Source organism: Psychrobacter aquimaris (assembly GCF_016107525.1).
Lineage (GTDB): Bacteria > Pseudomonadota > Gammaproteobacteria > Pseudomonadales > Moraxellaceae > Psychrobacter > Psychrobacter aquimaris.
In genome coordinates this window covers 42,547-65,035 of record NZ_JABASR010000002.1, presented here as the reverse complement: position 1 = coordinate 65,035, position 22,489 = coordinate 42,547, and the positions used below count along the sequence as shown (strand labels likewise).

The following is a 22,489-nucleotide window of genomic DNA, read 5'->3' as shown; positions in this document are numbered from 1 at the left end:
TATTTTTCACAGGGATACAGGCTATATTGGACGCGGATTATCTGGCGTGAGTGATAGAAGTAGGACGATAATAGCTGAAATAATGACAAAAAATAATGGCTGATGCTAGAGATATGCGTCATATATGATTTTAGCATACCAAATACCAGACTCTGGTTTCGGTGTGTTATCGGTATTGCCTTATTTATACTTGACCAATCATATTATTTTAACAACATTAATAGTGCTAGCCAGCTGGCTTATTGTGCTATTTGAACACTAAAAATTGCTGCTTTATATACTGCGTAGGTGACGTATATTTTTGACAGCAAGCAGATTACTGTCTACTATTATTTTGACCTATTATATATAAATGCGATCCACAAAAACTTGCGCCAACAAAATATAACCTGCCGCGAAATCCAACTCACCTATAACAGACTCCTTATCATGCCCAAACACCCTTTTTATTCGCAATTGATTGTCGCTATAGGTGCCCTAATTTTTTCTATAAATGTGTCGGCAATTACGTTAGACGAAGTAGCCGCAATTCATAAGCTCACAATTAAAGAACAATCGACCAAAATATTATCAACCCCAATAGCATCATCGGTTACAGTAACAGCACCAATATCAACATCAGCCTCGCCGTCAAACTGTATCGCTGATAGTATTATTACGGCGGCTAACCTGTCAGATACGCGTGATAAGGGAGCTTTTTCGGTAGCTAAAAAACCCGTTCCTCGTCAGTTGGCCAATGGCTTCGGTGGCGGAACCATTCATTATCCAACCAACGCAGGCGGCTGTGGCCTGTTAGGCGGAATCGCGGTGATACCCGGCTATGTGTCCTACGAATCTTCTATTAAATGGTGGGGGCCGCGTTTGGCATCTTGGGGGTTTGTGGTTATTACCATCGATACCAACTCTATTTACGATGACTCAGAGAGCCGTGCGACGCAGTTAAGTGCTGCGCTTGATTATATTCTTAGTGACAATACGGTGGGTGCTCAGATAGATAGTACGCGCTTGGGTGCTATTGGCTGGTCAATGGGCGGCGGCGGTGCACTCCAGCTAGCGACAAAACGTAAGACGGTTCGAGCCATTATTCCGCAAACGCCCTATCATGATAAAGACTACGGCAAAATGGACACGCCCGCTCTATTCATTACTTGCCAGAATGACCGCATTGCCTCAAATAAAAAATACAGCAGTCCTTTTTATGATAAGGCTACGGGCGCAAAAATGAAGATTGAGATAAAGAATGGTAGCCATTTTTGTCCCAGTTATCGTTTTAATGAGATATTACTGAGCAAGCCAAGTATTGCTTGGATGCATCGCTACATAAATGGCGATACCCGCTTCGATAAGTTTTTATGTCGTAACGACAATTATGGCAACAATCCTCGTATATCGGCTTACGACTATAAAAACTGCTGATAAAGTAAACGTTTATAAACAATCCACTGATAAACGTCTGACTTATGAGCGCTTAGTATAGAAAAAGGCTACCAAAATGACAGCCTTTTTTATAAAGTCATTAACGCCATTATTCACAGCTGGCTTTGCCAGTACGATGATTCACAGCACCATTGGCGGCCAATAGCTTTTGCATATCAACCAAATCTCGCGAACACGCATATGAATAGGCACCTTGATTATACGAGCCCATTTTTTTGTCTTTGGTCGTTGCCACTAGATTTGGATTGGCGCCTTGCGCCAATAAATACTTGACAGTCTCAAGGCGATAATTGCTGGCAGCAACCATAATCAAGGTTTCGCCATCACTCTCTACCGTCTGATCATTTAAATCTACAGGCGCTTTATCATTCAATAACATATGTACTTTTTTGACAATATTGGTATTTTTTCCCAGCACAGCAGATTTCATGACGTTATATACATCACCGTCATCTTTAGCATAGATATCAGCGCCTTTATTGACTAAGTAATCGACCATATCTTCATAGCCGATAAAGGCAGCCCAGCCTAATGCCGTTTGATTAAGGCTACCTGTATCCTTAACTTCTAAGTCTTGACCATTATTGACCATGTATGTGACCGTGGCTAGGTCACCATGTTTTACGGCATCAAACCAAGTAGCATCTGCACCTGTAGAGGGTTTGTCATAAAACACACGCCAAGAAAGTTTGTTTTGATTGGCAAGATCAACATTCTCAGCAGCGCTAAAGCGAAAATCCACTTGCGGGATTGGTGCTGTTTGAGCAAGTTGGATAGTATCCGTTTTGGTTGCGCTGTTATCAGCGTTTAGGCTTGAGCAACCTGCTAATAACATCGTTGCAATAACCGCTGATGCGCTCATTTTATCAAAAAATCTCATCACTCAACCTTCAAACATAAATAAAATAGTAAGAAGTATTATACAGATTCATTAAATAATAATCTATAAATTATAAGCTGTGAATGACAATGCTCATCGATGAGTATAAGTTTGCATTAAACTTTATGCTCATACATTGACTATAACAATCGACATCTTTTTTATAACAGACTTTAGGTACATGACTCACCATACTCTTAAGGTGTAATCTAATAAATAGTATTCGTCATTAAAAAATCTAGGACATTGAAAATGTTTAAGGATTTAAGAACCCAAGCAAAAAAACATTAAGGAATAATTTAAATGACCGATAAAATGCATGATTTAGGCGCAGGATTTTGGAATATACGCGGAGATTTTCGCATTGGCGGTGTTCTAAACATTGGCACTCAGTGCTCGCTGGTCAAGCTATCTTCAGGACGCTTTATCTTTTTGGACAGTTACGCCTTAACAGGTGATATTCGAGACGAAGTGATGGCACTGACCAATAATGGTCAGGATGTCGAAGCCGTCCTCAATGTTCATCCATTCCATACGGTACACTGTGCCCAAATGGCAAAAGACTTCCCGCAAGCGATCTTTTATGGCAGTAGCCGCCACCATAAAAAAATACCTGAAGTAAAATGGGCAGATGACTTGGTTGAAAGCGAGGCAGTCGCTAAGCGTTACCCTGAGCTTAAGTTCTCAATGTCACAAGGCATCTACTATATCTCACCCAATGAGATGATTCATGCAGGCTCACTGTTAGCCTATCATCCTGCCAGTCAAAGCTTGCACGTCGATGATACCTTTATGAGCCCACCGATGAAGTTATTAGAGGCGATATTGCCTGAACTGATACTGCATCCAACGACCAAAAAAGCGCTGAAAAACGAACCCGATGCAGGCAAGAAATATTGCGACTGGGCAAGCAATCTGGCACATGAATGGCGCGATGTGCGTAATTTCTGCGCCGCACACTCTTACCTCGTTCAATTCAAGGAAGGCGAGTTTGAGAAAGCATTATTAAAAGCCATTGATAAAGCCCGTCCAAAATTAGAAAAATCTTAATTGACCGTATAATCTCGCATTAAAAGCATAAAAAAGGGAGTGGCCAAGATGGTCACTCCCTTTTTTAAAATGAATCCATCAACATCAAAACCATTAACGAAACAATAAAGATGCCAGTTCATCTTCGTTGTTGAGGATATCTGCCAAGGTATAGCGCTCAAGGACATTAATAAATGCTGTCAATGCTTCAAAAAACACATTTTTTAGTTGGCATGCTGGGCTAATGACACAGCCCTTAGCGTTAACTGTCGTTTCATCAATCAGCGTAATAGGCAAACCTGTCGAACCAGTCTGTCGACCATCACTGCTCTTAGCATTCGTGGGTGTCGCAAAGCACTCGACCAAATCAAAGTCCGGCTCCATTTGTTTGATTAATACACCCAAATTGATATCTTTTGGCGCACGAGCCAAACGTATACCGCCATTTTTCCCACGCACACTTTCTATATAACCAAGCTGACCCAACTGATGAATAATCTTGGTCAAATGACTTTTAGAAATGCCGTAACTATCAGCAATATCACTGATATTTGCGAGTAATGGCGGCTCTGGTCTCACTGCCAAATAAATCAATGAGCGTAGCGCGTAGTCACTATAATTGGTCAGTCGCATTCATTTGCGCTCCTCTTTCTTCGTATAATTTTTTTAAGCCAATCAATTTGGTCAAAGTAATTCATCTTTTGACAATGGCATCATTAGATCGCTCTAACCAAATAAGCCATCAGGTCTAGGACGTGCCAGCATCGGTAAATAACTGATGCAAAATAGCACAAAACAAGCAATCCAAGCGCCTTGAGCAATCATAATCCATAATAGGTAGTGGCTCATATCAGCTAATGGTAACAGTACTCGACTGACAAATACTAATACCATCAAACCATACATGAAGCTTACCATTTTGGGCGGCTGATGAATGCTGCGTCCCGTATGCCCAAGCGATACTCGCGTCATCATTGCCAACGTCATCATACCGACACCTGCAATCGCAAGTCCATGCATCGCAATACTATGAGTATAGCCCAACCACGGTTGCAGCGCATACAGTAGAAAACTCAAACACATGCCCAAAAATGCAACATATAATGACCAAAGTAATGGCTTTTGCCAAATACCGCGATGATACCAGCCTACCAAACGGATGATATTAACCACTGCTACGCCAAGTGCCGTAATAGTCAGCAGATACTTATTAGGATAAAACAAGTCACTAATAAAAAAGGCTAAGAAAAACAATAAGCTCGCAACATCCTGTATTTTACTATTGCGCAACTTGATGACCTCCGTCGTTCCAACACTAAGACCACGCTCAATAAAGAATGGCACCACGCGGCGACCAATGGTTAATATCAAGCCAATGATCAAGTAAAACCCTAGATAAAGCCCTATCTTAGTCATACTCATATCGGCATTGATAATACCCCAGTAGCAGATTCCGTTGCCAACGGTCAATAACGCCAGTTTCGCTAAGATACCCATTTGCTTATACTGCTTGACCTGTAATACTGCTCGACATATCAAAAATGCCATCGAGGCGATGAATAATAAGTCAAATATTGCGGCGACATATAACAACCGTATACTGCTACCCGCAACCGTCATACCAAGCCCAAAACCTGCCCAGCTCAAACGTGCTAGCAGCCAACAGCCAAATATAGCCAGCAGCTTATAACCATGCGGCATCATTATTCCTGTCCATGTCTTTACCGCTGTTAGCAAAAACCCTGCGACCACTGCCAATGCATAACCGTAAACCATCTCATGGCCATGCCAGTACAACGGGCTCAATACCTGTGCGTCGATATCCGTGTGCCCAGTAAATACAAAAGCCCATAGCAGCATCGTTACCACTGCAAATAGCGCAGCAGCACTAAAAAATATGCGAAAGCTCAAATTAAGAATAGGATGTGGAGAGCTTGGTGGCTTACTAGGTAAATTGATAGATTGCATGGTGGTCTTCTTAGAAGAATATAAATAAAGTCAGTTTTATAAAATTCATATTAAATAAATGTTATAAAACTTGCAATGTATCTATCAAAATATCATGACTACAAACACTTACCGATTTTAACTTCTGACTTGATATAAAAACGAAGAAAGCAAATTGATAAGATTTAGCCAGTACCATTCATAACTGCACAGCGGCCATGATTAAGGACGCAACCACTATGGCTGTGACATAGGTTCTCACTTTGAAATAGTCTTGCGTAATAATGCACGCTCGAGTGAGACCGTAATCAATAATCAACATACTGGCAAATCCAAGAATTAACAACCAAATAAAACCGATGGCTGATAACGTTAAAAACCCTAACCATAGGCCAATCGCGATCACATTACTCACTAAGGGCAATATAATCGCCCATCTATTATCATCAGCTAAGCTCAAATGGTTGCCCCATTGCGCACCAGCCATAAAAGAGGCAATCACCAGACCATAGATACTCAATACATAAGTTGTTGTCCCTAAGTAGGGCAAACTATCAATGTTTATAGCAAGTAAAAGTGCACAGGCGACAAACGGAATAGCACCTGCAAAGGTTAGATAAGGGCTTGGTTTTTTCATCGTTCATACCTATCTTGTATTTAGTCTGTTGATATTTCTAACATATAAATTTTTAACCAGTAATTTCAACATATATTAATTAACCGCTTTGCCCTACCACCCCTTGCCACTGACGAACAAAATCACCATTTGGATCGTATTGCTGAGTTTGTTTGTTGAGATTAAATTGCCGACATCCTCTTGGGTCAGCGCCGACACCAGCTAAGTACTGCCAATTCCCCCAATTACTCGCGACATCATAATCGATAAGATGCTGTTCAAAATAGGTTGCACCATAACGCCAGTCTAAACCCAACTCATGAATAAAGCAGCTAGCAACGATTTGTCTGCCTCGATTGGACATATACCCTGTTTGCTTAAGCTGATTCATGCAGGCATTGACGATAGGATATGGCGTGGTGCCATTCTGCCATTGCTGCAAACGCTGATCATCGAAACGAATGGCTGGTAACTGATGACCAATTCCCTTAAACAAAAATAAGTTTCTTCCATGTTCAATCGCATACCAATAAAAATACTCGCGCCACAGCAGCTCAAACCATATCCAATACGTTGACTCATTGGCGATAACCTCACGCTCATAATGACGTAGGCGGTTCAACAATGTATTGATAGACAAGCAACCATTTGCCAGCCAAGGCGAGAATTTAGTGGAATGCGTCCAGTCATCCAGCGCATTACGCGTGGTTTTATACGTGCGCGGCGCAGCAGAATCAAAATAGTGAGTTAAATGAATCATTGCATTTTTTTCACCACCTTTAAAACTATATGCTTGCTGTGCTTGCTCATCAAATGGTAGCGCTTTAAAAAGGTAGTTACTACGTCCTATCAACGCATCAGGCATTGGCGGCAGCGACTTTGGCATAGGAGAAACAGCCACCTCATAGTCCGCATTCAATAAATCATGGCTTGCTTCTACCTTTTTGCGAAACTGCGTAAAGCTTTTCGGCAGGTCTTGTGTCGGTAAATCAGCAAATAGCGTATGGGTTGATTGACTGTGCCATATTATCTGCGGATATTTGCTCTGCAAGGCAACATAGCCTTTATTTTGATTATAATCTGCCGTGTGGCTGACACAGATATCGGTGACTTGTTGCTGCTCAATGAGCTGGCATAACTGAGTAAAGGGGCTTGAGGCAGACTCTACATTATCTGACGACAAATGACTTTTTGATAAACAGCTTGGCGACAGATACAGCAATCGATTACCAAGGCGCTGAAGCGATTGATCCAAATCCGCCAAACTCTCAGATAAAAATTGCTGACGAGCCGCGCCCATCTCATTAAAGTGGTAAGCTTGACTGCTATCTTTCGATTCAAAGCTATCAGCCAAAAAATCAGCATAGATGAGCATCAGACTCCCTTGGTTGCTTTCAGCCAATGTCGCCGCTTTGACTAACGTCTCATTGTCCTCTATGCGCAAATCGTTATGAAATAATACCAATACCACTTTTTTATTGACTGATTTATTTGATGCATTGACTGATTGGTGATTTGACATACTCTCGATTCCCAAGTCGTTAAACACGCTCACTTAAAGCTGAGTCTAGACTATAATATTTTAGAATGTGACACACAGTATAGAGCGTGTTATCTGTTCAACTTAAGTCGCTAGCATCGTTGTTATCTGCGCTATACTAACCATAAGCATTGACTATGACTGAGCTGACTGCTTAGATGGTTATAACTAGGAGAATGTCATGACTAAAGAACACGCTGCCCTTGAAAAGCGCAAAATCATCGATAAGTTTTTGATGAAACTCACTAAAGAAGATCCGCAAATGTATTATGCCAGCACTTATGAGGTCGCTCGTAGTATCCACACTATGATAAAAGAGCACACCAATCGCTTGTCGGTAGATGACCAAGCACTCGTTAGACATATGACCGTCGAGGAGATACAAGGCTTGCTAGGCTTTCACCTTAAATAATCACACTTTCAACGTTCCCATAAAAAAAGACCGCTATAAAAGCGGTCTTTTTTATTATTCTTCATTCTAGTCTGGTGCTATTAAAATGGATACTCACGTGGTTCGTTTTGCATTGAAATCCAATGCGTTCTGGTGAACTCTTCAAGCACCCACTCGCCATTAAAGCGACCAATACCTGAGTTTTTCTCACCACCGAATGGCGTATTGCTTTCATCGTTGACTGAAATGTCATTGATATGGGTCATACCTGCTCTGATACCGCGAGCGAAACGTAGACCTTTCTGCATATCAGCAGTAAATACGGCGCTAGACAAACCATACATAGAATCATTGGCTATCGACAATGCATCGTCTTCATCTTTAGCACGAATAATACCGACCAATGGTCCAAACACTTCGTTACGTGATAGATCCATTTCGCGAGTCACTTCAGTGAAGATATGCGGCGGTACTACTTGGCCTTCGATCTCGCCACTTAGTATCATTTTTGCGCCTTCATCCTGTGCTTTAGCAATTTTTTCTTTGAGCGATTTGACTTGTTTTTCATTGATAATTGGACCAACAGCAGTGTCTTGCTTATTAGGATCGCCTACATTCAATGTTTTGACATGTGCTAAGAAACGCTCAACGAAGTCATCATAAATCTCGTCTTCAACAATCACTCTGTTGATGGCGATACAGATTTGCCCTTGATGCAAGAACTTACCAAAGGCAGCAGCTTTTACCGCTTGCTCAATATCAGCATCTTTTAATACCACAAATGGACTATTACCACCCAGCTCGAGTGCTACTTGCTTGATGTACTCACCGCCATTGGCAAGCTCACCGATATGTTTACCCACTGAGGTCGAACCTGTGAATGACACTAAGCTTGGCGCTTTATGCTCAACGATTGCATCGCCTATCTCGCTACCTGAGCCAACAACTACGTTTAACAGACCCTTTGGCAGACCCGCTTCTTCAAACACTTTTGCAAGTAACAGACCACCAGTTACTGGCGTATCGCTAGCAGGCTTTAGCACAACTGCGTTACCAAGTGCTAAGGCTGGTGCGATCGAGCGCTGGGTTAGATGCAGTGGAAAGTTCCATGGGCTAATGACAGCGACGACACCGATTGGCTCACGATAAATGAAGTTCTCTTTGCCAGGGGTATTCGATGGTCTAATCTCACCATGTACACGGTTAGGGAACGTTGCCGCCTCAAGGGTAATCGCACGCGTCGCACTAAACTCAACCATGGCTTTGATACGTGTGCTACCCGACTCTTTGATTAGCCAATCAACGATTTCTTCTTGACGCTGATCCAATATATTTACCACTTTGTATAACACTGCGGCTCGCGTTGCAGGCGTCTGCTTGGCCCATTTTTCTTGAGCTTGGCTGGCAGCATCGTATGCTTCATTAAGTTGATCTTTAGTCGCTTGCTGAACCTCTACGAGAGTATCACCATTGTAGGGATTGGTATTGGTATTGATGCTATCGTCTTTACCGGTTTGCCATTCACCAGCGATGAACTGCAAATGGAAGTCGCTATATGCACTAGTAGTATTGATTGACATAATCATCCTTATTTTTGATTTGTTATGTTGAGTACTGATTTTCGATTATTCAAATAAAATTATTAAGTCGGTGATATCTTATATTAGAAAATATCTTACAAGTAGTAATTTTAAAATTACTGTTAAGCTATCAGCTAAAATCCATCAGTTAGAATAAAGATGCTCTGATAACGGATAAGAACAAAACCCATCTTGCTAGACGACTGGTCTAATGGTATCATAGCTATCAATAAAACAAGACTACTTTGTCAGTGAATAGTGTTGATAAAACGTAACACATATAAATATATCCTATTACAATACGCCATCAACATGACGTTCAAGTGAACGCTAACTGTTTTAACTGACTATTTAATACATACGCTAATCCAAGCAATTACCAAGGGAGACAATCCTATTTATGTCTAATATAGACGCTACTACACCAGATACTAAAGCTCATTTACTTGCCACTGGTTACCAATTAATAGCCAAAAAAGGCTTTACCGCTGTCGGCCTAAAACAAATCTTAGACACAGCTGGCGTGCCTAAAGGCTCTTTTTATCATTACTTTGCCTCAAAAGAAGCTTTTGGTGAAGCGATCATTAATCATTATTTTAGCTTGTATAAAGCCCGTCTAGATATCATCGACGCACAAGATGTCAGTGCCCAGCAAAAGCTATATGATTATTTTCAAAATTGGTATGACACCCAGCAGAACGGCTGTGATCACGAGAAATGCTTGGTTGTTAAGCTCAGCGCAGAGGTGGCCGATATGTCAGAAACCATGCGTAAAGCACTTGATGCGGGCTATCAGCAAACGACCATGTGGCTCGCCGAGCAGATCAAGGCAGGCTGGACAGATGGGTCTGTACCCCGCCATGATAATATATCAGCTGAGAGTATGGCTAAGCGTTGGTATTTCGCGTGGCTTGGTGCCAGCCTAATGGCTAAGATTAGTCAAACAAATACGCCTCTAGCAGAAATTTGGCACATGACGACGACTCAGATGGGACGTTGATAGCAAACGGCATCTGTGGTGCAGCTCTCTAAAGTTGCGTTTTATATCTGCGCATCAACATAGTGTTATTACCTAGAAACCCAATGTTTGATAAAAACGTTGTATGATAGTTTTGTAAACACCACTAGACGACTGGTCTAATTGGTGTACAATGCGCATCAAGCTTCAGAGTAAATGCACCAATAAGTATTGCTTACCATTCATTGTTTAACGTCAAAATATTTGACGGAACCATTTTTATCAACATTAGGAATTTTATGAATAACTTTCAATATTACAACCCAGTCCGTATCGTTTTTGGTGAAGGCCAAATCGAACAATTATCTGATCTAGTGCCTACTGATGCCCGCGTACTTATTACTTATGGTGGTGGTTCAGCTCAGCGTACTGGTACATTAGACGAAGTAAAAGACGCCTTGTCAGCCAGCGGTAACCGTACAGTGTTTGAATTTGGTGGTATCGAAGCCAACCCAGAATTCACCACGCTATTAAAAGCAGCAGATATGGTGAATGAGCACAACATTGACTTCTTATTAGCAGTCGGCGGTGGCTCAGTAATTGACGGCAGTAAATTTGTTGCACTAGTATCTTCATTGACTGAAGAAGATGGTACTGTCTCACGTGATCAAGCATGGGATGCATTAACGGGTTATTGCAAAAACATCGACTCTGCTATTGACCTAGGTGCGGTATTGACTATTCCAGCGACTGGTTCTGAGATGAACTCAGGCGGCGTCATCAACTACAGCGAACGCCAAGCAAAACTACCATTTGGTAACCCACTTGCCTTCCCTAAATTCTCAATTCTAGACCCAGTCAAAACGCTTACATTACCTGAACGTCAGGTAATGAACGGTGTGGCTGATGCATTCGTCCATGTGATGGAACAGTATCTGACTTATCCAGTCAATGCTAAAGTTCAAGACGCTTTTGCTGAAAGCTTGCTCAAAATCCTTATCGATGAAGGTCGAATAGTTAAACAAGATCCAGAAAACCTAGAAACACGTAAAAATATTATGTGGACGGCGACAATGGCATTGAACGGTCTGATCGGTACTGGCGTACCGCAGGATTGGACAACCCATATGGTCGGTCATGAGCTAACCTCGCTACACGCAATCGATCATGCACGTACGTTAACTATCTTATTGCCATCAGTGATGCGTGAGCTAAAAGAAAGCAAAAAAGAAAAATTGCTTCAGTATGCACGTAACGTATGGAACATTACCGATACTGACCTAGATGACGATGCCATCATTGAAACTGCCATTGTTTACACTGAAAACTTCTTCCGCGAGCTTGGCTTGCCAGTTAGCCTAGAAGATGCCAATTTGACTGAATCAGCGATTGATCCAATCATCAAACAACTAGAAGCACACAACATGGTTAAGTTAGGTGAGCACGGCAAGAATGATTTAGAAGTGTCACGCCGTATTCTGCAACGTGCCATTAGTAGCAAAGCTGCTTAATAAAAGCACCACCGTAATAAGAAACACATATAGTTATGCTATTTATAGTAGTTACTCAGCACTGAGTAGCTACTCCATTCACAATCAAAACCTCAGAACCAGTAAAATATTAAGACCAATAGAACCTTAAAATTAATAAATAGAAAAGGAATCTAATAATGAGCTTTGATAAGCAACAAAACCAAAAAACAAACCGTCAAATCAAATTGGCAAGCCGTCCAATAGGTGAGCCAAAAGCCGAAAACTTTGATATGGCAACCAGCGATATCCCATCGCCAAATAACAATGAAATGCTGCTGCGTACCGTTTACCTATCATTAGATCCATACATGCGTGGACGTATGAGCGATGCAAAGAGCTATGCTGATCCGCTAGACGTTGGTGATGTCATCATGGGTGCAACCGTGGCCCAAGTTGTAGAGTCCAATATTGACAAATTTGCTGTGGGCGACTTGGTTGTTTCAAACTCAGGTTGGCAAGACTATAGCGTCAGTGATGGCGAAGGTGTCTTAAAGCTTGACAAGAACATGCCGAACCCTTCTTATGGTTTGGGCGTACTAGGTATGCCAGGCTTTACCGGTTACATGGGTCTGACCGATATCGGCAAACCACAAAAAGGTGAAACCTTGGTCGTCGCTGCCGCAACGGGTCCCGTTGGTGCAACGGTAGGTCAAGTTGGCAAGCAGTATGGCGTACGTACTGTTGGTGTGGCTGGTGGTAAAGAAAAATGTGACTTTGCTGTCAATGAGCTCGGCTTTGATGTCTGTATTGACCATAAAGCCGATGACTTTGCCGAGCAATTAAAAGCGGCGTGCCCAGATGGTATCGACATCTATTACGAAAACGTCGGTGGCAAAGTATTTGATGCGGTCATGCCATTATTGAATGCTCATGCACGTATCCCAGTCTGTGGTCTGGTCGCGCAATACAACGCTACTGAGCTGCCTGATGGTAAAGATCGTTTGGGCGTATTGATGGGCAACATTCTAAGCCGTCGTCTAACCGTTAAAGGGTTTATCATTTTTGAAGAATATGGCAACCACTTCCCAGAATTCTTAAAAACCATGAGCAAGTGGGTCGAATCAGGCGATGTTAAAACCAAAGAATATATCGCTGAAGGCTTAGACGATGCACCAAATGCCTTTGTTCGCATGCTAAATGGCGATAACTTTGGTAAAACAGTGGTTAAAGTATCTGACGTTCAGTAACTCATGTTAAATAATTGACGATAGGTAATAACTATTGTTAATAACCACTTAACAACACAACTTGCTAAGATCACTACTGAAAGTTACGTCTGAAGCAGGAATAATATTAACGGTCACCACTTATACTGATAACGTTTTGGTCATTTGGCTCGCCATTTGAATGAATCCCCTATCAATAAAAATGTGGCTGTTAATGATTTGCTTTACTCACATATAAACAATAAATAAGGATAATTATGAATATTTTAATGGTACTAACCTCACATGATAAATTGGGCGATACTGGCAAAAAAACGGGCTTTTGGCTAGAAGAATTTGCCGCGCCGTACTATGCTTTTATCGATGCAGGCGTCAACGTAACACTAGCCTCTCCTGCTGGTGGCCAGCCGCCGCTTGATCCTAGCAGCGACACTGAAGACACCCAAACCAAAGATACCAAGCGTTTTAAAGAAGACAGCGATGCTCAAAAGCATCTTGCCAATACTAAAAAACTCGCTGATATGAAAGCCGAAGACTTTGATTCAGTCTTTTATCCGGGCGGTCACGGTCCACTATGGGACTTGGCAGTTGATAAAAATTCGATCAATTTGATTGAGACTTTTGTCAAACAAGACAAACCTGTCGCCTTTGTTTGCCATTCTCCAGCCGCTCTTAAAAACGTCAAAATTGATGGTGAGTATTTAGTAAAAGGTAAAACAGTGACTGGCTTCACCAATTCAGAAGAAGACGCCGTTGGTCTAACAGATGTCGTGCCATTCTTAGTAGAAGATGCCCTAAAGGCTAATGGTGCTAACTATGAAAAAGCCGCTGATTGGGAGTCATTTGTTGTTGAAGATGGTTTATTAATCACAGGTCAAAACCCAGCGTCTTCAGAAGAAGCTGCCAAACGCTTAATCACTAAGCTAAAAGCTTAATATCGGTTGAACGTTAATATAACCGTCCATGCAAAAAGGCCACTATCATGATTCGCTTACATCATCTCAATCAGTCTCGCTCATTACGTATTTTATGGCTCTTAGAAGAGCTGGGCGTGCCTTATGAGATCATTAGTCATCAACGCGATGCTGACACTCATTTGGCACCAGACAGTTTAAAGGCGATACATCCACTCGGTAAATCTCCGGTTATCGAGATGGATGGTCAACTTTATGCTGAGTCGGGTGCGATCACTGAATTATTGATTGAGCGATTTGCACCAGAGCGTCTGCGCCCTGCTACAGATAGCTCGGATTATGGGTATTATCTGCAGTGGATTGACTTTGCAGAAAGCTCGCTGATGTTGCCATTAATGCTTGAGCTATTTACCAAAAAAGCAGGCATTGATGACAATGAGTTTTTGAATGGCTATATCGATACAGAAAAAACCAGATTGTTTGAGTATCTGGATGCATCGGTTGAAGGTAAGTCGTTTATTGTGGGTGATAAGCTAAGCGGCGCTGACTTCATGTTGTCATTTGATTTGATCATTCTTGCTAAGCGTCAAAAACTCGATGCTTATCCACATATCAAACAGTATGCCGAACAGTTGGCCAGTCTTGATAGCTATCAGCGCGCTATGCAGTTAGAAGCAAAATATGACGAATCAATTTAACGTGATACATTAACTGATAAACCTATTTTCTGATAAACAAAAACAGCTCTTTATAGAGCTGTTTTTTATGTTCAAAGGTGGCGTGAGTAGGAACTTTTGAAAATTTAACTGACTTTTTTAGCGAGCGGAGGATTCATACATGCTAGCTCAGATAACAGGCAAAAAGCACCGTTCAACGTCATGACATTCTTAAATTAGGTGAGCAGTTTTTAATGTAGTGCAAACCGAGAGTGTGAGACAGTCAAACATGCTATCTATACACAAAAGACAATGGTCTTCATATCTTTTAACTTAAATTTTAATCAGTTAGTTACGCGTAATAAATGTTCAACAAAAATCATGATAAAATATCCCGAACAGAGTTTAGAATACTTTTTTGGCTCTGTCAGCCTATTAAATGACTTGGGACTCCTTGAGTTTCATACCAATCAAACGAGCGCGATGCTTGTCTAAGAAATGCTCTATGCCATTCTATTCTTCTACGCAGATTATCCATCCATGAGTACTGAATACCAGTTTAAGCCCCATGAACGACCATTCATGTTGGGCTCACCTGCCACCCCTGATCATCCTGTACGCCGTAAAGTATTTTATTTGCTGATTGGTATTTTTATTGGCTTGACTGCCAGCTTTCAGAACGGTTTATTGGCCGCCAATCTTACCCAAATTCAAGGTGAGATGGGCTTAACGCCAGTAGAAGGTGGCTGGATATCAGTCGCTTACAATATGACCAATGCTTGCGTCACGGTACTACTGTACAAAATTCGTCAGCAATTTGGTATGTCGCTATTTAGCAAAATCACTCTTTTCTTTTTGTTGGCAGCCACCAGTATGCAGTGGTTGGTCAGTAGTAATCTACTCAGTACGATGACTGGGGTTAACATTGAGCCTTATTATTTAGAACTACTCGCCCGTGGCTTTAGTGGTGTGGTGGCTAGTGCGATGACGGTATTGTCTATTTTTTATTGTCTACAAGGCATGCCAACTGCTCGGCGTATCAGCGGACTGATATTGGGGTTTGGCTTGGTGCAGTTTGGCATTCCACTGTCACGGATTATCTCGCCTTATCTAGCAGTTGACGGTCAGCTTGAAGGTTTGTTTTTATTCCAAGTGGGATTATCGCTGATTTGCTTTGGGCTTATTAACATTCTTGAACTACCACCGGGCAATACAGAAAAAGTCTTTGAAAAACTTGATTTGGTGAGTTTTGGCTTTTTTGCCAGTGGTCTTGCTGCCCTATCGGTATTTTTAGTACAAGGTAGGATCCAATGGTGGACAACGCCTTGGCTTAGCTATCCATTAATCATTGCCGTCGTGACTATTTCGATTGCTTTATGGATTGAGACGCACCGCAAAAACCCTATGTTACAAGTGCGCTGGATGCGTAGCCGTAACATTATTGCCTTTATGATTACCGGTGCCGTCATGCGTATTTTGCTGTCTGAGCAAAGTGTTGGTGCCGCAGGCTTACTAGCAAACCTTGGTTACGGTAATGACCAGCTGATTGTTTTTTATGCCGTCATTTTGGTGGCTAGCATACTAGCATTGGTGATTAGCATTTTTACAACCAAGGCGACGGATCTACGCCGCCCCGTTATTTTTGCGGTTACACTGATTGCGATTGGTGCATGGATAGATACAGGTGTATCACTAAATTCTGCCCCTTATATGTTTTATTTCAGTCAGTTCATGATTGCTTTTGCCGCCGTTTACTTTATGGGACCAATGGTATTTGAAGGTATGTTTCGTGCCATTGCTAACGGGCCTGCCTATATTATTAGCTTTTCGGTAATTTTTGGTATTTCACAAACCGTGGGTGGTTTGGCAGGTGCCGCAGGTATTCAGGCATTTACCACCATTCGTACCCAGATACATTATGCTGATATGGTCAGCTCAATGGATGCCAGCAATCCTGCTACGATGACCCAAATGCTGCAGGGTGTGCAACGCCAAGCAACAGTCGCAGCTTATGATGATTTGTTCTTTTTGATGGCCGTGAGCGCCACCATCACTGCGCTATATTTATTGATGGTTTATCTTTATTATCTTTATCATAAACGCAATCCACTTGGTAAAGAACTTGCCGCATTGGCAGAAATGATGAGTAAAAAATAGCAGATGATAATCATACGAATTTTCTGCTATTACCTTTTTTTCTTATGCTAATTACTATATTTTTAAAAGTTATCTACTATGTTTATTAAATTCATTAGGAGCGCATCATGAGCGAAGACAAATTGAATGATCTTGATGACCACAATCAAGACACCGCTCAAGCTGCCACCCAAAACACTGCTGAAAACAATCAGATACCATCCGATGCGACCACAATAGAGAGGCCTCTAAAGCAATCGACAAATGATAATACTGTGACCGTACCGAAGAAAGAGGAGTCGGTAGTGACGTCAGTTGCTGATGCTGATGAAACTCCAATGCCGCCAAAAGAGCCTATTCCTGACGCTACAGGTTGGTCGCCTAAAAAGAAATCTTACTTTAACCTAGGCTTATTGATTGCACTAATTATTATTGGCGTACTTTTGATTCTTTATGCGTGGAAGCTACCACCCTTTACGCCTACGGTTCAGCAGACTAATAATGCCTTTGTAAAAGGTCAAACAACGATTATCAGCCCGCAAGTTTCTGGCTATGTCACAGAAGTAGCAGTGCAAGATTTTGAAAATGTACAAGCGGGTGATTTGTTGGTTAAGATAGACGATCGTGCCTTTCAGCAGCAGCTCGAACAAGCACAAGCCAATATCGAAGTTGCTATGACCGACCGCTCAAGCAATGCGCAAGATACGGGCACCAGTCAGGCGCAAATCGAAGCACGTAAAGCGGACTTATATAGTGCCAAAGTTAGCGTTGATAGTGCACGCGAAGACGTCAAGCGCTATCAAGGACTTGATGCCATTGGTGCTGTGTCGAAAGCAGAAGTTGCTCATGCCCAAGCTCAGCTCGCTCAAGCACAAGCTGGCGTTCAGCAAGCAGAAGCCAATTTACAAGTCGCCCTTGAGGCTAGCAAAAAAGCCAGTGGTAGCCGCTCATCACTCGATGCCAATATTAAAAATGCAGAAGCAGTTGCTAAGCAAGCAAAGATTAATTTAGACAATACGATTATTACTGCTCCTGAATCAGGACAACTGAGTCAAGTCAGCGTCAAAGCTGGGCAATATGTCAGCGCGGGCACACAGCTCATGTATGTAGTTCCAAAAGGCGTGTGGATTATCGCCAACTTTAAAGAAACCCAAGTGGCAAATATGACTGTCGGTGAGCCTGCGACTATTCATGTCGATGCGCTGAGCGGCGTTAAATTTCGTGGTCATGTCAGTAATATTTCACCAGCGACTGGCAGTGAATTTAGCGCAGGCGCATCAAACCCTGCGACTGGCAATTATATTAAAATCGCTCAGCGTATTCCGGTACGGATAGACTTAGAACAAGGTCAACCTGAGCTTGCTCAGTTGCGCCCCGGTATGTCAGTTTCAGTCGATGTCGATACTAAAAGGAATTAGGGCGTGTTGGACATTCACAAATAGGCACTGCTATTCGCTAAAACTTCTCCAGTGAAGGCGTAAAATAAAAAGCCAGTCCAGATGTCATAATCACTATGACGCCTAGACTGGCTTTTCTACTTATATGCAAATATGAATAGCGCGCTTGGGTTAAGGTAGCAGGCGTTTGGTAATCCAGCTTTCGCCATTGTCTTTAGTATAGACAATACGGTCATGCATGCGATTGGCACGACCTTGCCAAAACTCAATCTCATGAATGGTAATCTCGTAACCACCCCAAAACTCTGGTGTTGGCACTTGGCTATCTTCTGGATATTGGTTTTGTAGCTCATCAAACTTGGCTTGCATCACCTCACGATTAGCAACTTCGCCACTTTGAGGTTGGCTGACCCACGCACCCACTTGACTGTCGTGAGGACGCTTTTGAAAGTAAGCAGCTGACTTATGAGCATCGATTTTAGCAATACTGCCACTAATACGTACTTGGCGCTCCAATTCGTGCCAAAAAAACAGTGCCTCAGCATTCGGGTTTTCAGCAATATCTTGACCTTTAGCACTTTCATAATTGGTGTAAAAAACCACACCATTCTCGGTAATCTCACGCATGAGAACGATACGTACACTTGGTTTATTATCAGAACCGCACGTCGCAAGACTCATGGCATAAGGCTCTTGGACCTTTTGCGCTATTGCCTCATTCATCCACTCTTTTAACAGCTCAAATGGAGAGTCTGGGACAGATTGTTGATCAAGCGCCCCTTTTTCATATGACAAACGTTGATCGGTAAAATCCATGCTCATGGTCATTCCTTATTTATTTGTTGTTTTACAATTAACACGATCAGCCCAATACCGCTTTGATTTGATTAGCCAAATCGTTTGCCAACACATCACATTCGATTTCATCATCTGACTCAACCATTACTCGTATCATAGGTTCTGTACCTGACTGGCGAATGAGAAGACGACCGCGACCCTCTAAAGTTGCCTTTGCTTTATCAAAAGCAGCGACCAGCTCTTGGTGTTCAAAAGGATCTTGCATTTGACTCAAACGCACATTGACCAGTTTTTGTGGCAATTTTTCAAACCCTTCGGTCAGATCACTGAGCGCTTTACCGCGTGCTTCCATCACCGCCAGTACTTGCAAACCAGCGATAATAGCATCGCCCGTACGACTCTTATCTAAACATAAAATATGACCCGATGGTTCGCCACCTAGTATCCAGCCATTGGCTTCAAGCTCATGCATTACATAGCGATCACCGACTTTTGCACGAGTAAATTTAATATCTGCTGCTCTGAGTGCCAGCTCTAAGCCCATGTTACTCATCAGCGTACCAACCACACCCTTAGCTTTATTCTGACCTTGGGTTGCCAATACGTATAAGATGCCATCACCATCGACTAACTTACCTGCCTCATCGACCATGACGATACGATCACCATCACCATCTAGCGCAATACCCACATCTGCTTCGTGCTCGATGACGGCTTTTTGCAGACTTTCAGGATGGGTAGAACCGCAGTCGGCATTGATATTGATGCCATCAGGCGTATTGTTAATAGCAATCACATTGGCACCCAGCTCACGCATCACTCTTGGTGCCACGCTATAGCCTGCACCATTAGCACAATCCACGACGACTGTCAGATGACTCAAGTCATATTGATAAGGAAAACTGCCTTTACAGAATTCGATATAGCGACCTTTGGCATCATTGATTCGATTGTTTTTACCCAATTGTGCTGGATCAACAATAGGCATGATCACGTTATTGTCCGCCTCAGAGGCACTCATAATGGCTTTTAGCTTGTTATTAATAGAGTTTTGCATCTCATCAGTCAGTTTTTTGCCATCACCTGAAAACAGTTTGATACCGTTATCATAATAGGGATTGTGCGATGCTGAAATGACCACCCCAGCATCTGCATTGAAACTACGGGTCAAGTGCGCAATCGCTGGTGTGGGTAATGGTCCAAGCATATGCACATCAACACCAGCGGCATTAAACCCCGCTTGTAATGCACCTTCAATCACATAACCTGACAAACGCGTATCTTTACCGATGACCACACTTGGCTTGCGCGCAGGATTGTCATTATTCTCTATCAGTACACGTCCCGTCACATAACCCAATTTTAAAATAAAATCCGGTGTAATCGGTGACTCACCAAATTTTCCGCGAATACCATCGGTACCAAAGTAGCTCATCATGTATGCTCCCAAATCTAAAGGTGAAAGGCCAGACTCATACGCAAACAATAACGTATAAACAGTCTAAGTAGTTGTTCTAATAATCTGTTTGTGTATTTTACAAAAAAACAGCCAACAATAACAAGGCATTGTTGGCTGTTTGTATCTTAAGGTCACTACAGCGCTGCAAAACAGCTATCTTTGACGTAATGCAGGATTATAAAACATCTTTTAATTCACACGATAGTTCGGTGCTTCTTTAGTGATTTGCACATCATGGACATGTGACTCTTTCATACCCGCCGATGTAACCTTGATGAATTGCGGATTGGTACGCATGTCTTCGATGGTCGCAGAGCCAGTATAACCCATTGAAGAGCGCAAGCCGCCAACCAACTGATTAACGATACCAGCGACTGGACCTTTATAAGGAACACGGCCTTCGATACCTTCTGGTACTAATTTTTCTACGCCATCTTTGGCATCTTGGAAATAACGGTCTGATGAGCCATTTGAGCCTGACATCGCACCAAGGCTACCCATACCGCGGTAAGCTTTGTAGTAACGACCTTGGAACAGCTCAACCTCACCTGGCGCTTCTTCAGTACCAGCCATCAATGAGCCTACCATAATGCACGATGCACCAGCGGCAATGGCTTTTGCCATATCACCTGAATAGCGTATGCCGCCATCAGCAATCAATGGAATACTGTCTTTTAATGCACTAGCGACGTTATCAATAGCTGAGATTTGCGGTACACCGATGCCTGCGATGATACGCGTGGTACAGATAGAACCAGGACCAATACCGACTTTTACCGCATCAGCGCCTGCATCACGTAGTGCAAGTGCGGCATCACCAGTTGCGATGTTGCCACCGATGACTTGCACGTGTGGGTAGTTTTTCTTAATCCAAGATACTTTATCAATCACACCTTTTGAGTGACCATGTGCCGTATCGACCACGATAACATCGACGTCAGCAGCGATTAATGCTTCAACGCGCGCTTGGGTATCTGCACCAGTACCAACGGCAGCACCAACACGTAGGCGACCTTGCTCATCTTTACAAGCATTTGGATTGTTTTCAGCTTTTGCAAAGTCATTTACGGTAATCAAGCCACGTAAACGGAAATGATCATCGATAACGATGACTTTTTCAATACGATGCTCATGTAGCAGACGTTTGATATTTTCGTTGCTCTCACCTTCATGCACCGTAACCAACTGATTTTTTGGCGTCATGATTTTGCTGACTGGCAAAGACAGATTGGTTTCAAAGCGCCAATCTCTGTGAGTCACAATACCCACAACATTATCAGTGCCCTTTTCTACCACAGGTACACCTGAGATATTGTTATCTTGGGTCAACTGTAGCAGATCACCAATCGTCATCTCTGGATGCACGGTGATAGGATCGACTACTGTACCCGCTTCAAACTTTTTGACACGGCGTACTTGTGTGGCTTGCTTGGCGATATCCATGCTCTTGTGCAAGATACCCATGCCGCCTAGTTGTGCCATCGTGATGGCCATTTCAGATTCAGTCACGGTATCCATCGCTGCAGAAATCAGCGGTAGATTCAGTGTGATGTTTTTGGTCAAACGGGTAGACAGATCGGCAGTTTTTGGCAAGACTTCAGAATAAGCTGGCAACAATAAAACGTCATCAAAGGTTAAGGCTTCATCGACAATTCGCAACATACAGACCCCTAGTGGTGGTTATTTTGATGGGTGGGATTTTCGCATTAAGACAATCAACCAAAATCACCGATATGACTTTATGAAGCTAAAGTCTTAAAATTAAAGACCTTGAATCATAGCGTTTTAGATAATAAGCAACGAGCCAGTCGTTGTTTATCATTAAACAAACAGAGACACTCGAAAACTGCAATTGATTGAGGCTAGGTAAGTGTGCATAAATATAGCGCGCTCCTACTCTTAATCGCTCATTTATCCCTTAAAAATAACGCCATATTATAACAAATAAGCTGACAAATCGCATGCTATATTTGTCAGCTTATTTTACTAGCACCTGTCTATCGATATCGACGCCTTTGGCGCCCAGTTGTTCAAAAACACAGAAAGTACAATC

Annotated in this window: 19 protein-coding genes; 10 read left to right on the top strand and 9 right to left on the bottom strand. The window is 42.4% G+C overall.

Features of this window, described 5'->3' with window-relative positions; all coding sequences use genetic code 11:
- Window positions 1-429 precede the first annotated feature (429 nt).
- Complete coding sequence (locus JFC10_RS02295) at window positions 430-1,416, top strand: dienelactone hydrolase family protein (RefSeq protein ID WP_198331506.1); 987 nt, start codon at window positions 430-432, stop codon at window positions 1,414-1,416.
- Between the two features lie 109 nt (window positions 1,417-1,525).
- Here JFC10_RS02295 and JFC10_RS02290 read toward each other — a convergent pair whose 3' ends face one another.
- Window positions 1,526-2,317, bottom strand: a complete 792-nt coding sequence (locus tag JFC10_RS02290; RefSeq protein WP_227685855.1) for an ankyrin repeat domain-containing protein — start codon at window positions 2,315-2,317, stop codon at window positions 1,526-1,528.
- Between the two features lie 303 nt (window positions 2,318-2,620).
- Here JFC10_RS02290 and JFC10_RS02285 point away from each other — a divergent pair, with 303 nt between their 5' ends.
- Window positions 2,621-3,367 (top strand): hypothetical protein, encoded by a 747-nt coding sequence (locus tag JFC10_RS02285; RefSeq protein ID WP_198331505.1) that lies wholly within the window; start codon window positions 2,621-2,623, stop codon window positions 3,365-3,367.
- A gap of 93 nt (window positions 3,368-3,460) precedes the next feature.
- Here JFC10_RS02285 and JFC10_RS02280 read toward each other — a convergent pair whose 3' ends face one another.
- The 4 genes from JFC10_RS02280 to JFC10_RS02265 form a co-directional block, all read right to left on the bottom strand.
- On the bottom strand, window positions 3,461-3,979 hold the full coding sequence (locus tag JFC10_RS02280; protein WP_193013149.1) for an Rrf2 family transcriptional regulator: 519 nt from the start codon (window positions 3,977-3,979) through the stop codon (window positions 3,461-3,463).
- Between the two features lie 93 nt (window positions 3,980-4,072).
- Window positions 4,073-5,314, bottom strand: coding sequence for an NnrS family protein (locus JFC10_RS02275; protein WP_198331504.1), 1,242 nt, complete (start codon window positions 5,312-5,314; stop codon window positions 4,073-4,075).
- A gap of 178 nt (window positions 5,315-5,492) precedes the next feature.
- Window positions 5,493-5,930, bottom strand: a complete 438-nt coding sequence (locus tag JFC10_RS02270) for a DUF3429 domain-containing protein (protein ID WP_198331503.1) — start codon at window positions 5,928-5,930, stop codon at window positions 5,493-5,495.
- 79 nt (window positions 5,931-6,009) lie between these two features.
- Window positions 6,010-7,431, bottom strand: coding sequence for a DASH family cryptochrome (locus tag JFC10_RS02265; protein ID WP_198331502.1), 1,422 nt, complete (start codon window positions 7,429-7,431; stop codon window positions 6,010-6,012).
- Window positions 7,432-7,630: 199 nt separating this feature from the next.
- On the opposite strand from JFC10_RS02265, the gene JFC10_RS02260 reads away from it, so the two are divergent.
- Window positions 7,631-7,861, top strand: a complete 231-nt coding sequence (locus tag JFC10_RS02260; protein ID WP_193013153.1) for a hypothetical protein — start codon at window positions 7,631-7,633, stop codon at window positions 7,859-7,861.
- 80 nt (window positions 7,862-7,941) lie between these two features.
- Here the strand turns inward: JFC10_RS02260 and JFC10_RS02255 are convergent, their stop codons facing one another.
- Entirely contained in the window at window positions 7,942-9,420 is a 1,479-nt protein-coding gene (locus JFC10_RS02255) for an aldehyde dehydrogenase family protein (protein ID WP_198331501.1), read from the bottom strand.
- Between the two features lie 400 nt (window positions 9,421-9,820).
- On the opposite strand from JFC10_RS02255, the gene JFC10_RS02250 reads away from it, so the two are divergent.
- From JFC10_RS02250 to JFC10_RS02220, 7 genes are all read left to right on the top strand, one after another.
- Complete coding sequence (locus JFC10_RS02250) at window positions 9,821-10,420, top strand: TetR/AcrR family transcriptional regulator (protein WP_198331500.1); 600 nt, start codon at window positions 9,821-9,823, stop codon at window positions 10,418-10,420.
- Window positions 10,421-10,677: 257 nt separating this feature from the next.
- Window positions 10,678-11,889, top strand: a complete 1,212-nt coding sequence (locus tag JFC10_RS02245) for an iron-containing alcohol dehydrogenase (protein WP_198331499.1) — start codon at window positions 10,678-10,680, stop codon at window positions 11,887-11,889.
- A 158-nt stretch (window positions 11,890-12,047) separates the two neighbouring features.
- Window positions 12,048-13,097 carry an NADP-dependent oxidoreductase gene (locus JFC10_RS02240; protein ID WP_198331498.1) on the top strand — a complete coding sequence of 350 codons (1,050 nt, stop codon included), beginning with the start codon at window positions 12,048-12,050 and terminating at the stop codon, window positions 13,095-13,097.
- Between the two features lie 236 nt (window positions 13,098-13,333).
- Window positions 13,334-14,011: a type 1 glutamine amidotransferase domain-containing protein gene (locus tag JFC10_RS02235; protein ID WP_198331497.1), complete on the top strand. Its 678-nt coding sequence runs from the start codon at window positions 13,334-13,336 to the stop codon at window positions 14,009-14,011.
- A gap of 47 nt (window positions 14,012-14,058) precedes the next feature.
- A complete protein-coding gene (locus JFC10_RS02230) occupies window positions 14,059-14,688 on the top strand; it encodes a glutathione S-transferase family protein (RefSeq protein WP_198331496.1) in 630 nt (209 codons plus the stop codon).
- A gap of 498 nt (window positions 14,689-15,186) precedes the next feature.
- Window positions 15,187-16,803 carry an MFS transporter gene (locus tag JFC10_RS02225; protein ID WP_198331495.1) on the top strand — a complete coding sequence of 539 codons (1,617 nt, stop codon included), beginning with the start codon at window positions 15,187-15,189 and terminating at the stop codon, window positions 16,801-16,803.
- A gap of 107 nt (window positions 16,804-16,910) precedes the next feature.
- A complete protein-coding gene (locus JFC10_RS02220; protein WP_198331494.1) occupies window positions 16,911-18,200 on the top strand; it encodes an HlyD family secretion protein in 1,290 nt (429 codons plus the stop codon).
- 150 nt (window positions 18,201-18,350) lie between these two features.
- Here JFC10_RS02220 and pdxH read toward each other — a convergent pair whose 3' ends face one another.
- The 3 genes from pdxH to guaB all read right to left on the bottom strand — a co-directional run bounded on the left by pdxH (window position 18,351) and on the right by guaB (window position 22,098).
- Window positions 18,351-18,995, bottom strand: a complete 645-nt coding sequence (gene pdxH / locus JFC10_RS02215) for a pyridoxamine 5'-phosphate oxidase (protein ID WP_198331644.1) — start codon at window positions 18,993-18,995, stop codon at window positions 18,351-18,353.
- 46 nt (window positions 18,996-19,041) lie between these two features.
- A complete protein-coding gene (gene glmM / locus JFC10_RS02210; RefSeq protein WP_193013173.1) occupies window positions 19,042-20,412 on the bottom strand; it encodes a phosphoglucosamine mutase in 1,371 nt (456 codons plus the stop codon).
- Window positions 20,413-20,625: 213 nt separating this feature from the next.
- Window positions 20,626-22,098: an IMP dehydrogenase gene (guaB, locus tag JFC10_RS02205; RefSeq protein ID WP_198331493.1), complete on the bottom strand. Its 1,473-nt coding sequence runs from the start codon at window positions 22,096-22,098 to the stop codon at window positions 20,626-20,628.
- Window positions 22,099-22,489: the final 391 nt, after the last annotated feature.

Excerpts from the sequence above, each read along its gene's own strand:
- JFC10_RS02295 (WP_198331506.1), top strand. The coding sequence starts at position 430 with ATGCCCAAACACCCTTTTTATTCGCAATTGATTGTCGCTATAGGTGCC.
- JFC10_RS02290 (WP_227685855.1), bottom strand. The coding sequence starts at position 2,317 with ATGAGATTTTTTGATAAAATGAGCGCATCAGCGGTTATTGCAACGATG.
- JFC10_RS02285 (WP_198331505.1), top strand. The coding sequence starts at position 2,621 with ATGACCGATAAAATGCATGATTTAGGCGCAGGATTTTGGAATATACGC.
- JFC10_RS02280 (WP_193013149.1), bottom strand. The coding sequence starts at position 3,979 with ATGCGACTGACCAATTATAGTGACTACGCGCTACGCTCATTGATTTAT.
- JFC10_RS02275 (WP_198331504.1), bottom strand. The coding sequence starts at position 5,314 with ATGCAATCTATCAATTTACCTAGTAAGCCACCAAGCTCTCCACATCCT.
- JFC10_RS02270 (WP_198331503.1), bottom strand. The coding sequence starts at position 5,930 with ATGAAAAAACCAAGCCCTTATCTAACCTTTGCAGGTGCTATTCCGTTT.
- JFC10_RS02265 (WP_198331502.1), bottom strand. The coding sequence starts at position 7,431 with ATGTCAAATCACCAATCAGTCAATGCATCAAATAAATCAGTCAATAAA.
- JFC10_RS02260 (WP_193013153.1), top strand. The coding sequence starts at position 7,631 with ATGACTAAAGAACACGCTGCCCTTGAAAAGCGCAAAATCATCGATAAG.
- JFC10_RS02255 (WP_198331501.1), bottom strand. The coding sequence starts at position 9,420 with ATGTCAATCAATACTACTAGTGCATATAGCGACTTCCATTTGCAGTTC.
- JFC10_RS02250 (WP_198331500.1), top strand. The coding sequence starts at position 9,821 with ATGTCTAATATAGACGCTACTACACCAGATACTAAAGCTCATTTACTT.
- JFC10_RS02245 (WP_198331499.1), top strand. The coding sequence starts at position 10,678 with ATGAATAACTTTCAATATTACAACCCAGTCCGTATCGTTTTTGGTGAA.
- JFC10_RS02240 (WP_198331498.1), top strand. The coding sequence starts at position 12,048 with ATGAGCTTTGATAAGCAACAAAACCAAAAAACAAACCGTCAAATCAAA.
- JFC10_RS02235 (WP_198331497.1), top strand. The coding sequence starts at position 13,334 with ATGAATATTTTAATGGTACTAACCTCACATGATAAATTGGGCGATACT.
- JFC10_RS02230 (WP_198331496.1), top strand. The coding sequence starts at position 14,059 with ATGATTCGCTTACATCATCTCAATCAGTCTCGCTCATTACGTATTTTA.
- JFC10_RS02225 (WP_198331495.1), top strand. The coding sequence starts at position 15,187 with ATGAGTACTGAATACCAGTTTAAGCCCCATGAACGACCATTCATGTTG.
- JFC10_RS02220 (WP_198331494.1), top strand. The coding sequence starts at position 16,911 with ATGAGCGAAGACAAATTGAATGATCTTGATGACCACAATCAAGACACC.
- pdxH (WP_198331644.1), bottom strand. The coding sequence starts at position 18,995 with ATGGATTTTACCGATCAACGTTTGTCATATGAAAAAGGGGCGCTTGAT.
- glmM (WP_193013173.1), bottom strand. The coding sequence starts at position 20,412 with ATGAGCTACTTTGGTACCGATGGTATTCGCGGAAAATTTGGTGAGTCA.
- guaB (WP_198331493.1), bottom strand. The coding sequence starts at position 22,098 with ATGTTGCGAATTGTCGATGAAGCCTTAACCTTTGATGACGTTTTATTG.